We start from the raw sequence: 13,374 nt of genomic DNA on the forward strand, positions 1-13,374 counted from the left end.
GTGCGCTCGGCCGTGGGGGCCTAGGGCGTGCGGCCCGCCCCGGGATCCTGCAGGCCGGGTCCGGCCCGCTCCGGATCCTGAAGGCCGGGAGCGGTCCTCAGCCGATATGTTCGTAGCGGTTGGGGTCTTTCACGTCATGGCAGTGGGCAAGGACCTCGACGGCACGCTCGGCGTCATGGTCCTTCAGTGCCTGTAGGATGCTGCGGTGATCGTGGATGACCTTGGCCTGGTGCTCCGGTCCCTGCCGGTACGTCAACGTGATCCGGTGCTGGATGGGATGGTTCCAGATGGAGGAGATCACGCCGCGCAGGTAGTCGTTGTCCGAGGGTTCGATCAGGGCCAGATGGAAGGCCCTGCCCAACCGGAAGAGTTCACCGCTGTCCTGCGGGTCGACGATTTCCGTCTCGTCCACGAGGCCGCCGAGCCGCACGAGCTGCTGCGGCGTGTAGGACCCGATGGCGTCCCGGACCGCGAGTGATTCCAGGGCATAGCGCACCTTGAAGACGTTCTCGATCTCACGCTCGTCGAGCCGGTTGACGATATAACCCTTGCCCGGGACGAGGGTGGTCAGCCCTTCCAGCGTCAACTGGGTGAGCGCGTCCCGGACAGGGGTGCGGGAGACACCGTATTGCGCCGCCACGGACTCCTGGGCCAGGGCCGAACCCGCCTGGATGGTTCCGCTGATGATGTCGGCACTCAGCTGCTCGTGGACCCGGAGCGCCAGCGGCCTCACATCATTCGGTATCGCAGCCACGATGGCCTCCTTTTGGGTTTCATTGAGTGCACTTTATAGTCCTGCCGCCGGGCAGGACATGGATTTCGAGGCAAAAGCGGCGAAACGCGTAACTTGCCAACGTTTAGCTGAAAGTGCTTGACGTCACATTGCGGCTCTGAATACAGTGTATACACACCTGTTGGAGGAGAACCTTAAAATGTATGTGCTGAACACTTGGTACGTGGCGGCGTGGTCGACGGAGGTCACCCGCAAGCCGGTGCGGCGGGTCATCTGCGAGCAGCCGATCGTCCTGTTCCGGACCCAGGACAACGAAGCCATTGCCCTTGCGGACCGCTGCGCGCACCGTGCCTTCCCGCTCTCGGAAGGCCGCACGATCGGAGATTCGGTGGAGTGCGGCTACCACGGTTTCACCTACGGCCCGGACGGCATGTGCACCAAGGTGCCGGCCCAGTCCTCGATCCCGGAGCGCGCGAAGGTGCGCAAATACCCCGTGGTGGAGCAGGACGGATGGATCTGGGTGTGGACCGGCGATCCGGAACTGGCCGACCCGGCCGATGTCCCGGACACCCACTGGATGGTGGACCCCGAGTGGGCCACCGTCACCCATTCGTACCACTTCAAGTGCCGGGCCGACCTGATCCACGACAACCTGCTGGACCTGACCCACGAGTCCTTCCTGCACAAGACCACCGTGGGCGACGACTACATCTACGAACACGGCATCACCGTGGAGGTCGAGGGCAACGTGGTCAGCGTCGACCGCCTGATGCCCTCGGTCGAAGCGCCGCCGCTCTATGCCGAAACCATGGACGCCCGCGGGCTGTTCGACCGCTTCCACTGCACCGAGTTCTTCGTGCCCAACCTGCACGTCCTGCACTCCGGCATCACCGGGGAGGGCAAGCCGCGCGAAGAGGGCTTCCTGATCAAGGTCCTCAACGGGATCACGCCCATCGACCAGCACAATTCCTGGTACTACTACGCCTTCAGCCGCAACTTCGCCGTCGACAACGAGCAGGCGACCGAGGACCTCCGGGTCGGTTTGGCCACCGTACTGGACGAGGACGCATCCGCGCTGGAGGCCCAGGAGATCGGGATGCAGACCCGGCCCGAGGGCGAGTTCGATGTCCTGATCGCCCAGGACGGCGGGGTCGCGAAGGCGCGGCGCATCCTGGCCGCGCTGATCAAGAAGGAGCAGCAGGCCAAGTCCGCGATGGGTTCGGCCGCCCGCCGGGAGCCGGTTGCTCCCGTGACGGCCTAGGCGCCGGCATGTGGATGCTGATCAGGGCAAACGCCCTCGGCGCGGAGACTTCGGCGGACTCGGGTGCCAAGATCCTGGCGGCATGCCCGGATTCGGCCGAGCGCGGCGACCCGTGGCGCTGGACGGTGGAACTGGATGAATCCGGCCCCGAGCCCGCCGTCGCACTTGAAGCCGATGAGAACTACATCGCTTCCGACAGCCGTCGCTACACCGGCAACTACACCGGCACGCTGCAGCGCGGGCCCGGCGAGCAGCTGCTGGTGACCGGACTGGCCGGCGAGGCGCTGGTCGCCGCCGAGGACGGCCCGTGGAAACGCTGGTTGCGGGCCGGCGATGTGTTCATCGTCGAAGGAGAGGACGCGGAGACTATCCGGCTCTCGCTCGCGGCGGGAGAATCCGCCGTCCAGGTCATCACCCTCGCCCCGCGAAAGGCCAAGGTGCTGCGGTGGGTCCCTTGACGGCCGGTGGCAGCGTCGACGCTGCCCGGCGCATCACGGATCATGCCCTAAATGGGATCGAGCTTGGCAGGCCCGGCAAGCAGTTGGGTTTTGCCGGTTTGTCGCATTCAGACAACGTCCATGACAACGGGCTGATCCCGGTTCCCCTGGCAGTGATTTCTTCGGGGCCGGGACCGACGGCGCTGCTGGTCGCCGGCACGCATGGCGATGAGTATGAAGGCCAAGTCGTGTTGCACGAACTGATCCGTTCTTTGGAGCCCGAGGACGTGAACGGGACGGTGATCATCGTGCCGGCGGCGAACGCGCCGGCGGTGCGTGCCGGTACAAGGGTGTCGCCGATCGATGGGGGGAACCTCAACCGTAGTTACCCGGGCGGGCGGCGCGGGGGACCCACCGACCAAGTTGCCGACCTGATCGCCGGGACGCTGCTGCCGCTAGCCGACGTTGTGATCGACCTGCATTCGGGCGGGTCCAATTCCACCTACCTGCCAAGCATGTTTTTGTACCGGGGCCCGGACGAGCAGGCGTGGGCGCGGAAAGTGGCCGCGGCTCGGGCGATGGGATTGCCCTATGCGATAGCCGTGCCACCCCGGCTTGAACCTGGTTCGCTCAGTTCCGCCGGCGACGACGCGGGTGCACTGACGCTTTCCACCGAACTCGGCGGGGGAGGCACGATACATCCGGGCGTCTTGGCGGGCGGGCGGCGCGGCGTACGCTCGCTGCTGGCCCACGTGGGAATCATGCCGGCACAGTACGACACCGTCCTGCAACCGGCAGCCGTGGAAGCAGCCGAACCCGTCTGGCTGGAGTTGGTGCCCGATTCCCCAGTGATGGCCACCACTGCCGGGCTATTCGAACCCCTGGTGGAACTGGGCCAGCGGGTCCGGGCCGGTGACCCGGTTGCACGGGTCCATGCCATCGATGACCTGCAGCGGCCGCCGCAAACCTACACCGCCCCGGTGAATGGCATGGTGGCCATCCTGCGCAGGCCCGCACTCGTCTCGCTCGGCAACTACATGCTGCACGTAGCACCCGAAATTGAAGCACCGAGGCACTGACCGTCTCCTGGTCAGTGCGGATATCCAAAACCGGACAACGCTGTCCGGACTTCGAAAGGAAAATCCATGCGTCATTCACGTCAACGCGCCCCCCGATCAACCGTCCTCGCCGGTTCAGTCCTGCTGGCCCTGTCACTGGCTGCCTGCACCAACGCGTCCCAGGCCGTGCCGGAACCTGCTGGTTCCGCTGCTCCGGGCGGCTCCAATGCTTCCTCGGATGCTGTGGCCCTCAACGAGGCGGCCAGAGACTTGCTGCCGGAGGAGATCCGGGCCGCCGGAACCCTGCGCGTTGCCTCCGACCCGACCTACGCGCCGTTCGAGTACTACGACACGGATAACAAGACCATGATCGGCTACGACGTCGACTTCTCGGACGCAATCGGTGCTGCCCTGGGCTTGGAGATTGAACACGTGCCCGCGACCTTCGACACCATCCTGCCGGGCTTGGCCTCCGGAAAGTATGACATGGCCATGTCGACCTTTTCGATCACCCCGGAACGCGAGAAAATTGTTGACTTCGTGCCGTACCTCAACGGGGGCTCCGGCGTCGCCGTCCTTCCCGGGAACCCCCAGAAGATCTCCATGAATCCCATGAGCATGTGCGGCAAGAAGATCGCCGGCCAAAAGGGATCGATCCAATCCATGGAGTACCTGCCCGAATTCTCCAAGGAATGCACGGCAGCGGGCAAGGAACCCATCACCATTCAGAACTTTCCCGGGCAGACGGACGCCAACCTTGCCCTGACTTCCGGCCGCGTAGACGCCGTGGTCGCAGACAGCGTTTCCTTGGCCTACCAGGCAAAGGAAGCCGGGGATAAATTCGAGTTGGCCGCCGGTGAGGACTACGACCCGATTCCCACCGGCATCGCACTAGCCAAGGACGGCGGGCTGCAGGAAGCAGTTACTGAGGCCACCCGAGGCATTCTGGACAGCGACTACTACGAGGAAATGCGCGCCAAGTGGGCCCTCCCGGAGTCGGTTCTGATCACGTCCGAAGCCCTCGACAACAAGTAGCGGAGAGGAAGCATCCGCATGACTGCCGTGACTACCCGCAACGAGCAAGCAGCCCCTGCCGGCGATGGTTACACCGTCGTCAAGGCAAAGCATCCCGGTCGGTGGCTGTCCGCAGCCGTCATCATCGTGATCGCCGGGCTGCTATTACGATCCGTGATGACGAACCCCAACTTCGGATGGGACGTCGTGGGCCTGTACCTGCGCGACGTGTCCATCGGCCGCGGCATTCTCGTCACGCTTGGCCTGACGGCGATCAGCATGGCCATCGGCATCGTGCTCGGGGTCGTCTTCGCAGTCATGCGGCTCTCCGTCAATCCGGTGGTGCGTAGTGCCGCGTTTGCGTACGTGAACTTTTTCCGGGGCACGCCGGTGCTGGTGCAGCTGCTGTTCTGGTTCAACCTGGCTGCGCTGTACCCGGTTATCACTCTCGGCATCCCGGGCATTGAACTGGACGCAAACCAGTTGATCACACCCATGACTGCAGCGATCCTGGGGCTTGGCCTGAACCAAGGCGCCTACATGTCCGAGATCGTCCGGGCGGGCATACTGTCGGTTGACCACGGGCAGACAGAGGCAGCCGAGGCCCTGGGTATCACCCGCATGCAGACCATGCGGCGGGTGGTGCTGCCCCAGGCAATGCGCGTCATTATCCCGCCCACTGGCAACGAAACCATCGGCATGCTCAAGACCACGGCGTTGGTCAGCGTGATCTCGGTGCCGGAGCTCTTGTACTCGGCGCAGATTATTTACGCGCGGACCTTCGAGACCGTCCCGCTGCTGATCGTCGCAAGCCTCTGGTACCTGTTGATTACCTCGGTCCTGACCATCGGCCAGTACTACCTGGAGCGGCGATTTGCCCGCGGCAACCAGCGGAACCTGCCGCCGACGCCGCTGCAGCAGTTGAAGCGGTTTTTCGCCACCCATGACGCGCTCTCCTTGAAAGGCGGCAAGAAATGACGGTTACCCACGGCGTTGAACCGATGGTGAGGGCCAACGCGATCTGCAAGAACTTCGGTTCCAATCAGGTATTGAAGGGCATTGATTTGGAGGTGCAGCCGGGGGAAGTGGTCTGCCTGATCGGCCCCTCGGGATCCGGTAAGAGTACCTTCCTGCGCTGCATTAACCATTTGGAAACGGTCGACGGCGGCCGCATGTGGGTGAACGGCAAGATCGTGGGTTACGACCTTAAAGGCAACAAGCTCTACGAACAGAGCCACAACGACATTTGCAGCAGCCGTACCGAAGTGGGAATGGTCTTCCAGCAGTTCAACTTGTTCCCCCACATGACGGTGTTGGAGAACCTGATCGAGGCACCACGGCTGGTCCGAAAGGAAAAGAAAGCCACGGCCGTGGCCCGGGCGATGGGACTGTTGGAAAAAGTAGGTCTGGCGGAAAAAGCCGAGGCTTACCCGAGGCAGCTCTCCGGCGGCCAGCAACAGCGGGTGGCCATCGCGCGCGCCCTGTGCATGGAGCCGCGGCTGATGCTCTTTGACGAGCCGACCTCGGCTCTTGACCCGGAGTTGGTGGGTGAGGTCCTGAAGGTGATGAAGGACCTGGCCAACTCCGGCATGACGATGGTCGTGGTGACGCACGAGATGCATTTTGCCCGGGACGTCGCGGACCGGGTGGTGTTTATGGCGGACGGCTACGTAGTGGAGCAGGGGCCGGCCCGCGAGGTAATTACCAACCCGAAGAACGATCGCACCAAGGCCTTCCTGGCCTCTGTTCTCGCCGAACCGGCAGCAGCCTGATACCCACCGTGAGGGCAATCATGAATGAAGAATTTTTTGACGTCGAAGTTCGGTCAATCCGGCAGGAGTCCAACTGTGTAGTCTCCCTGCAGTTGGAACATCCGCTGGGTGAGGATCTGCCGGAGTGGGACGCCGGCTCCCATGTGGACGTCCTCCTTCCCAACGGCCTCTTGCGCCAATACTCGCTCTGCTCTGAGCGGACGAACCGTGCTGCCTGGCGGCTGGGCATACTCCGCGAACCCGACGGGCGCGGCGGCTCGGCCTACGTGCACGAGATGCTGAGGCCGGGGACCAAAATTCAGGTTCGGGGACCGCGCAACAATTTCGTCCTGGAACCTGCCGGGAGCTATGTCTTCATCGCCGGCGGCATTGGCATTACCCCCATCCTGCCGATGATCCGCGAGGCCGCCGCCCTTGGAGTCCCATGGCGTCTGCTCTATCTGGGGCGGAGTCGCTCGTCGATGGCGTTTCTCGATGAGATCCAGTCGCTTGGGGGAGACATCCATATTCACGCGGATGACGAAAGCGGCTTTTACCCGTTGGCAGAGCTGTTGGGGGACCTACCCTCGGAAACACACGTTTACGCCTGCGGTCCCGGGCCGTTGCTAAATGTCATCCAGGCGATTGCCGACGGGTGGGAAGTCCCTGCGCGTTTTCATTGTGAGCGCTTCACCGCCACCGGCGATAACCCGCCTGTGCCCGTGGGCGGCAATGCGGCCTTCATCGTTGAACTGGCCGATGGGACGGAGGTCCCGGTGGGCTCGGATGAAACCATCCTGCAGGCCCTTGAGTCGGTCGGGATCGCCCCTTTGAGCTCCTGCCGGGAGGGAATCTGCGGCACCTGCGAAACCCCTGTGCTGGGCGGCGAAATCGACCATCGTGACTCGCTGCTCTCCGACGACGAACGCGAGGCCGGAGACACCATGATGATCTGCGTCTCCCGGTGCAAGGGCCAGCGCCTGCTGCTTGATTTGTAGGCGGGCACTTCTGTTGCCGCAGGCACCACAGCCCTTCATCTCACACCAGGCCCTTCCCCCCCGCCCGGTGAACAGACGGCAGCCGCAAGGGTAAGTGCCTAAAACGCCGCCTTAGGAGGAGAAACATGCAGGATGCGGCATCGCTGGAGCCGGTCCAAGAACGCCTATGGGACGATCTGACAGCGCTCTCACAGATACGGGAATCTGACTCACCTGGGTGGAGCCGCCCGGTCTTCAGCGATCCTTATTCGGCGTCCCGCATCTGGGTACAATCCCGCATGCGGGACGCCGGTCTGGAAGTCACTGTGGATCCTGCCGGCAACGTCATTGGCCGTCTCCGAGGGCGCCATCCCGGGCCGCCGCTGGTCACCGGTTCACACACCGACACTGTAGTGGGAGGCGGACGATTCGACGGGATCGTCGGAGTGCTTGGAGGCATCGAAGCTGCGCGCCGCTTCCGCGAGACTTCCACGATGCTCAATCATGATTTGCTGGTCGTCGACTTTCTGGGCGAAGAAGCAAACCCCTACGGTGGATATTGCCTCGGCAGTCGGGCAGCGGCAGGCGTGCTCAAAACAGAAGATCTGAACCGTACAGACTCAGTTGGCAACAGACTGGGTGACGCGGTGGCACACTTCGGCTTGGATCCAAACGGCATGCTTGCACGCTCGTGGGCGCAAAACGAACTGCACGGGTACCTCGAACTGCATGTGGAGCAAGGCCCGATCCTTGAGCAGAAGGGAATCGATGTAGGAATTGTTACCTCAATCGTTGGCGTGCACACGCTGCTCGCCACCTTTCTCGGCAGATCGGATCATGCCGGCACTCGTAACATGGATGACCGGCGGGATGCATTGGTCGCTGCAGCCAAGGCCGTCCTGGCCGTCGAACGGGAGGCCTGCGAAGCACCTGTCCACGCGGTCGCGACCAGCGGCAACCTGCTTGTTGAAGCAGGTTCTGGAAACGTGATTCCGGGTCGAACAACGCTGATGGCAGAATTCCGCAGCGACAACCAAATCTGGCTCTCTGGTGTGCGGAGAAGGGTAGCCGATGAAATCCTTCGGCAAAGCGCCGAAAGCGGAGTAGAAGCACTCCTCGACTGGGCGGCGGAAACTCCTGTCGTGCCGACGAACGCATCAGTACAAAACGTGACGGCATCAGCACTCGATGACCTCGGGCTCCCCTGGATGCCCATGCCCAGTGGCGCCGGTCACGACGCTGCGCACCTGGCAGCCCGCTGCCCTGCTGGAATGATCTTCATCCCGTCTCACAACGGCCGAAGCCATTGCCCGGAAGAGTGGACAGACGCCGAGCACATCAGTACAGGAGTGCATGTGCTGGCAGCCAGCCTTCTAAAAATGGATCGGACGGAAACCTTGCAACCTGATTACTAGCCACGCGATTCCTGGCGGTCATTACGCTACTTGCCCTTTGCCGGTTTCTATCAAACCCCCGTTTTGGGTGGTGAGATCGATCACCGTGACTCGCTGCTGTCCGACGACGAGCGCGAGGCCGGAGACACCATGATGATCTGCGTGTCGCGATGCAAGGGCCGGCGCCTGCTGCTGGACTTGTAGCAGCCAAGCGTTCCCGGCGCCGACGCGGGCCACGGGAGCAGCCGCGCACGGAACGGAAGCGTCCCAGGCCGACGACTCCCGCGGTTCTGTTGGCAAGATGGAGGCTATGGACAAGCAGAAGGTCGCCGCCGAGGGCACGCGGCGCACGGTCAGGTACTACCGGGCAGAGGTATTGATCGTCCTGGGACTCTCGCTCGGGCAGTCGGCGGTCTACGCCGTGGTGAACCTGCTGGAAAAAATAACCCGCGCTCCGCTGGCCTCGCAGACGACCACGCTGAACCCGGTGCTGAACGAGCGGGAACTCTTCGATTTCGTGTACCAAATGCTCGGCATCGTCTTTGCGCTTGTGCCGGTGGCCCTGGTGCTGTTCTTGATGACCGTTCCCGGCCGGTCGGCCTTCCGCGCGATCGGGTTCACGTTTTCCCGGCCGCGGCTGGACTTCGGCCTGGGCTTTTTGCTCGCGCTGGTGATCGGTGTCGGGACGCTGGGCGTTTATGCCGCAGGCCGGGCCCTGGGTATCACCACCGCCATTGTCCCGGCGGCCCTGGACGAATACTGGTGGACGGTTCCGGTGTTGGTCCTGTCCGCGCTGCGGCATGCGGTCCTCGAAGAGGTGGTCATGGTGGGCTACCTCTTCAACCGCTTCGCGAGGTTCGGCTGGGGCATCTGGTCCGCGATCTTCGTCAGCGCCGCCCTGCGCGGGACCTATCACCTCTACCAGGGCATCGGGCCGGGCATCGGGAACTTCCTCATGGGCCTGATCTTCGGCTACGCCTATACGAAGGTGAAGCGGGTGATGCCGCTGGTGGTGGCGCACGCCCTGCTGGATATTGCCGGCTTCGTCGGTTACACGCTGCTGGGGCCGGCCATCGGCATCGGCTCGTAGCGGGCACAAAAGAGTTGCCGGCCATCGGCACGTAGCCGGCCATCATTGGAGCTTTGCCTGGGGCGCGTGCTCCTGCTGTTTCCCAGAGCCGCAGCCCAAACCGGAGCAACGGCCCGCCCCCAAGTCAGGAGTGGTGCTGGGGAGAATTGACCGCTACGTGCCCGTCCACGAGTTGTTCCACCTGTCCTGGGGAAGGCCCGCCATGGAAAGGGACCGGACGATACCCAGTGGTGTGTCGGTACCTGTGGGCTGGAGCGCGTCCCACATCCAGCGAACCATTCCCGCCCCCGTCGCCCGAATGCGGTCCTCCCGCCTCTTTTCCGCCTCCACTACGGCGGCGGGACTACGGCTCCGAAGGTACTCGTTTCGGGAGTATTTTCCTGCACCATCGAATTCGCCGGCAAGACGAAATTGTTCCCAGTAGAAGTCGACGATGCCGACACGAACTCCCTGCGGATCGAAGACAGGGTACTGCAGTAACGGCTCCGGGAAGTGGTTCAGGTACATCAGAGCCCGGGAGTAGGATTCGCCCGGCGACTGCGAGGCGGGATTGGCGAAGGCGAAAACCCGTTTCACGCGGTTTGACTTTCCCGGTGGCAAAGAACCGGCCGGCCAGAGCAAGAATCCGGGTGGCCTGCAGGGCGGGAAAGCCGAGGTAGCGGTCCACGCGAAGCGCATGCCCAGCAGGACGATCTGGAGGGCTTGTGCACTCAAAAGCTCCGTTTCGGGCGTCTGCTCCTTCTATAACGCGGAGCGGACGCCCGAAACGGAGCGATGCCGGGAGAACTCAGAGTTCGACGATCCCGTTGGCGGTTTCGAAGCGGACGGACAGGATGCCCGGCGTACCGTTCGGTGCCGTCCAGGCGACCTTGACGTCGTCCAGCAGGCCGTCAACAGGCGTGCCCAGCCAGTCCGCCACCCGCTCGGAAGAGCCGGCGATGGTCAGGCCGATCAGCTTGACCGTGGCGGGGCGGGCGTTGGACGGGTGCAGCGGTTCGGTGCCGTCGTCCCAGCGCAACATGTAGGGCACCTGCGGGTCGGCGATGAGGCCCTTAATCCCGATCTGCTGCCAGCTCAGTTCCTGCCCATCCGGGAACTTGCGGTTGCCGGGAACCGCGTGGCGGCCCAGCCGTTCTTCGAACGGGGTCAGGTCGTCGACCGCCACGCACCAGCCCATCCAGCCGCCGCCGGCTTCCGACCGCGCCCGCACGGCCTGGCCAAAGGGGGCCTTGTCGGATGCGGGGTGGTCGAGCACCTCCACGACCTCCAGGTAATGGTGGTCCGTGAGGGGGAAGATCATATTGCGGGTGCCGAAGCGAGGGTGAACCCCGCCCTTGACGGCGTCGATGCCCAGGGCTTTGGAGATCCGCTCTGAGGTGGCAGCCAGACCGTCGGGTTCAGCAGCATAAGAAACATGGTCGAAGCGCATGGCATTATCTTGGCACTTTGTGAACCCGCTCTCGACTTAGGGTGACCTAAGTCACTGAACTTGCGGCTCCTGCGGAACGCGGCTTTCCCGGGCAGCAATTCCGCCTCGCTGGCACGCGCCGGCAACGGTGACAAGCGGACGGTCGGACAGGCGGTCCGGAGACCGGTGCCCAGTCATAAGGTGTCATATTGTTGCGGCCGCCGGCTTGTCTGCGGAGACTGGAGGCAGGTCATGAGTGCCAGCGCAAAACCCCGGTTTGCTGGCCGGCAACCCTCCAACCGCGGTGGGGTGCCCCGGGTGAAGACCAGGCAGCCGCCATAAGGCGGTGCGCAAGCGCGGGTCACACCCGGGACAGACATGCCGGCACGGCCGGATCCCGGATGGCCCCTTCCAGTGAAGGAGTTGCACCATGTCCAACGTCGATTGGTCCTTTGAAACCCGTCAGATTCACGCAGGGCAGGAGCCGGACGCCGCCACGGGCGCCCGCGCACTGCCGATCTACCAGACCACGTCATTCGTGTTCCCCAGCGCGCAGAGCGCGGCCGACCGGTTCGCCCTGTCTGAACTGGCACCTATCTACACCAGGATCGGCAACCCCACCCAGGAAGCGGTCGAGACCCGGATCGCCAACCTGGAGGGCGGCGTCGGCGCCCTGCTGCTTGCTTCGGGCCAGGCCGCGTCGACGTTCTCCATCCTCAACCTGGCCGAGGCCGGCGACCACATCGTGGCCAGCCCCAGCCTGTACGGCGGCACCTACAACCTGCTGCGCACCACGCTGCCCAAGTTCGGCATCGAGGTCACCTTCGTCGAGGATCCGGACAACCTGCAGCAGTGGCGCGATGCCGTCAAGCCGAACACCAAGGCGTTCTTCGGCGAGGTCGTCTCCAACCCGCGCCAGGACGTGCTGGACCTGGAGTCGGTCAGCGCCATCGCCCACGAAAACGGCGTGCCGCTGATCGTTGACAACACCTTGTCCACCCCGTACCTGATCCGTCCGATCGAGTGGGGGGCCGACATCGTGCTCCACTCGGCCACCAAGTACCTCGGCGGCCACGGGACGGCGATCGGCGGCGTGATCGTCGACGCCGGCACGTTCGATTTCGCCGCCGACCCCGAAAAGTTCCCGGGATTCAACACGCCGGACGACACGTACAACGGGCTGGTCTTCGCCCGCGACCTCGGCGTCAGCGGCGCTCTGGGCGCCAACCTGGCCTACATCCTCAAGGCCCGGGTGCAGTTGCTGCGCGACCTGGGGTCCGCCATCTCGCCGTTCAATGCATTCCTGATCGCCCAGGGGCTGGAGACGCTGAGCCTGCGCGTGGAGCGCCATGTGGCCAACGCGCAGAGGGTGGCGGAATTCCTGGAAGAGCACGACGACGTTGCCTCGGTCGCGTACCTCGGCCTGCCCTCCAGCCCCTGGTATGAGCGCGGCCGCAAGTACGGCCCGAAGGGGACCGGCGCCATCGTCGCGTTCCAAATCAAGGGCGGCATCGAGGCCGGGAAGCGCTTTGTGGACGGCCTTGAACTGCACTCCCACGTGGCCAACCTGGGCGATGTGCGCTCGCTGGTGATCCACCCGGCGTCGACCACCCATGCCCAGCTCTCGGCCGCGGAACGGGTCGCGGCCGGGGTGACCGACGGTCTGGTCCGGCTGTCGGTGGGCATCGAGAACGTCAACGACATCATCGCCGACCTGGAGGCTGGTTTCCGTGCCGCCAAGGGTGCGGACGACTAGGCAAGCAGGTAGAGCGCAGCGTGACGATAGTGCAACCGCAGGAACTGGTGGAACAGGCGACCGACGGCATCCTGCGCCGGATGCCGGTTGGTGCGCTGGAGCTGGAAGCCGGCGGCTATCTGCCCGAGGTGGTCCTCGCCTTTGAAACCTGGGGCACCCTGAATGCGGACGCGTCCAACGCCGTCCTGATCCAGCACGCCCTGACCGGCAGCACGCATGTCGCACGCGGCTACTCGGACGAGGACGGCTGGTGGGACGACCTGGTAGGCCCCGGTGCCACGATCGACACGGAGCGCTATTTCGTCGTGGCCGCCAACATGATTGGCGGCTGCTACGGCTCCACCGGTCCCTCGTCGCCGGCTCCGGACGGGACGCCGTGGGGTTCACGCTTCCCGTTCGTCACGATCCGCGATTCGGTCCGGGCCGAGGCGCGGCTGGCCGACGCGCTGGGGATCCGGCGCTGGCACACGGTGCTCGGCGGGTCGATGGGTGGCG

General features: G+C 64.2%; 14 protein-coding genes and 1 riboswitch. Of the genes, 11 read left to right on the forward strand and 3 right to left on the reverse strand.

What is annotated here, in order from left to right:
* Positions 1-97: 97 nt before the first annotated feature.
* On the reverse strand, positions 98-754 hold the full coding sequence (locus tag AC5RUJ_RS04355) for a GntR family transcriptional regulator (RefSeq protein WP_494128305.1): 657 nt from the start codon (positions 752-754) through the stop codon (positions 98-100).
* A 145-nt stretch (positions 755-899) separates the two neighbouring features.
* Between AC5RUJ_RS04355 and AC5RUJ_RS04360 the strand changes: the two genes are divergently transcribed.
* From AC5RUJ_RS04360 to AC5RUJ_RS04400, 9 genes are all read left to right on the forward strand, one after another.
* Positions 900-1,994, forward strand: coding sequence for an aromatic ring-hydroxylating dioxygenase subunit alpha (locus AC5RUJ_RS04360; protein ID WP_494155625.1), 1,095 nt, complete (start codon positions 900-902; stop codon positions 1,992-1,994).
* A gap of 14 nt (positions 1,995-2,008) precedes the next feature.
* On the forward strand, positions 2,009-2,452 hold the full coding sequence (locus tag AC5RUJ_RS04365; RefSeq protein WP_494023761.1) for a hypothetical protein: 444 nt from the start codon (positions 2,009-2,011) through the stop codon (positions 2,450-2,452).
* Positions 2,440-3,510: a succinylglutamate desuccinylase/aspartoacylase family protein gene (locus AC5RUJ_RS04370; protein ID WP_494128304.1), complete on the forward strand. Its 1,071-nt coding sequence runs from the start codon at positions 2,440-2,442 to the stop codon at positions 3,508-3,510. Before AC5RUJ_RS04365 ends, AC5RUJ_RS04370 begins: the two co-directional genes overlap by 13 nt.
* Positions 3,511-3,576: 66 nt before the next feature.
* Complete coding sequence (locus AC5RUJ_RS04375) at positions 3,577-4,524, forward strand: ABC transporter substrate-binding protein (RefSeq protein ID WP_494128303.1); 948 nt, start codon at positions 3,577-3,579, stop codon at positions 4,522-4,524.
* 18 nt (positions 4,525-4,542) lie between these two features.
* Positions 4,543-5,481, forward strand: coding sequence for an amino acid ABC transporter permease (locus AC5RUJ_RS04380; protein ID WP_494128302.1), 939 nt, complete (start codon positions 4,543-4,545; stop codon positions 5,479-5,481).
* Positions 5,478-6,275, forward strand: a complete 798-nt coding sequence (locus tag AC5RUJ_RS04385) for an amino acid ABC transporter ATP-binding protein (RefSeq protein WP_494128301.1) — start codon at positions 5,478-5,480, stop codon at positions 6,273-6,275. Before AC5RUJ_RS04380 ends, AC5RUJ_RS04385 begins: the two co-directional genes overlap by 4 nt.
* 92 nt (positions 6,276-6,367) lie before the next feature.
* On the forward strand, positions 6,368-7,252 hold the full coding sequence (locus AC5RUJ_RS04390) for a PDR/VanB family oxidoreductase (protein ID WP_494155626.1): 885 nt from the start codon (positions 6,368-6,370) through the stop codon (positions 7,250-7,252).
* A gap of 125 nt (positions 7,253-7,377) precedes the next feature.
* The gene (locus tag AC5RUJ_RS04395; RefSeq protein WP_494128299.1) at positions 7,378-8,646 is read left to right on the forward strand and encodes a M20 family metallo-hydrolase; all 1,269 of its coding nucleotides are present in this window, start codon (positions 7,378-7,380) and stop codon (positions 8,644-8,646) included.
* A gap of 289 nt (positions 8,647-8,935) precedes the next feature.
* Positions 8,936-9,715, forward strand: a complete 780-nt coding sequence (locus AC5RUJ_RS04400) for a CPBP family intramembrane glutamic endopeptidase (RefSeq protein WP_494128298.1) — start codon at positions 8,936-8,938, stop codon at positions 9,713-9,715.
* Positions 9,716-9,868: 153 nt separating this feature from the next.
* Here the strand turns inward: AC5RUJ_RS04400 and AC5RUJ_RS04405 are convergent, their stop codons facing one another.
* The gene (locus AC5RUJ_RS04405) at positions 9,869-10,291 is read right to left on the reverse strand and encodes a hypothetical protein (protein WP_494128297.1); all 423 of its coding nucleotides are present in this window, start codon (positions 10,289-10,291) and stop codon (positions 9,869-9,871) included.
* Between the two features lie 211 nt (positions 10,292-10,502).
* Entirely contained in the window at positions 10,503-11,144 is a 642-nt protein-coding gene (locus AC5RUJ_RS04410; RefSeq protein ID WP_494002488.1) for a VOC family protein, read from the reverse strand.
* A 227-nt stretch (positions 11,145-11,371) separates the two neighbouring features.
* A riboswitch (SAM riboswitch) is annotated at positions 11,372-11,486 on the forward strand.
* A gap of 67 nt (positions 11,487-11,553) precedes the next feature.
* Here AC5RUJ_RS04410 and AC5RUJ_RS04415 point away from each other — a divergent pair.
* Complete coding sequence (locus AC5RUJ_RS04415; RefSeq protein ID WP_494128296.1) at positions 11,554-12,879, forward strand: bifunctional o-acetylhomoserine/o-acetylserine sulfhydrylase; 1,326 nt, start codon at positions 11,554-11,556, stop codon at positions 12,877-12,879.
* 80 nt (positions 12,880-12,959) lie between these two features.
* Positions 12,960-13,374 (forward strand): alpha/beta fold hydrolase (locus AC5RUJ_RS04420; RefSeq protein ID WP_494155627.1); only part of this gene is annotated, 415 nt, incomplete at its 3' end.

Source organism: Arthrobacter sp. Y3223164, assembly GCF_059091005.1.

Excerpts from the sequence above, each read along its gene's own strand:
- AC5RUJ_RS04380 (WP_494128302.1), top strand. The coding sequence starts at position 4,543 with ATGACTGCCGTGACTACCCGCAACGAGCAAGCAGCCCCTGCCGGCGAT.
- AC5RUJ_RS04410 (WP_494002488.1), bottom strand. The coding sequence starts at position 11,144 with ATGCGCTTCGACCATGTTTCTTATGCTGCTGAACCCGACGGTCTGGCT.
- AC5RUJ_RS04395 (WP_494128299.1), top strand. The coding sequence starts at position 7,378 with ATGCAGGATGCGGCATCGCTGGAGCCGGTCCAAGAACGCCTATGGGAC.
- AC5RUJ_RS04415 (WP_494128296.1), top strand. The coding sequence starts at position 11,554 with ATGTCCAACGTCGATTGGTCCTTTGAAACCCGTCAGATTCACGCAGGG.
- AC5RUJ_RS04365 (WP_494023761.1), top strand. The coding sequence starts at position 2,009 with ATGCTGATCAGGGCAAACGCCCTCGGCGCGGAGACTTCGGCGGACTCG.
- AC5RUJ_RS04385 (WP_494128301.1), top strand. The coding sequence starts at position 5,478 with ATGACGGTTACCCACGGCGTTGAACCGATGGTGAGGGCCAACGCGATC.
- AC5RUJ_RS04375 (WP_494128303.1), top strand. The coding sequence starts at position 3,577 with ATGCGTCATTCACGTCAACGCGCCCCCCGATCAACCGTCCTCGCCGGT.
- AC5RUJ_RS04400 (WP_494128298.1), top strand. The coding sequence starts at position 8,936 with ATGGACAAGCAGAAGGTCGCCGCCGAGGGCACGCGGCGCACGGTCAGG.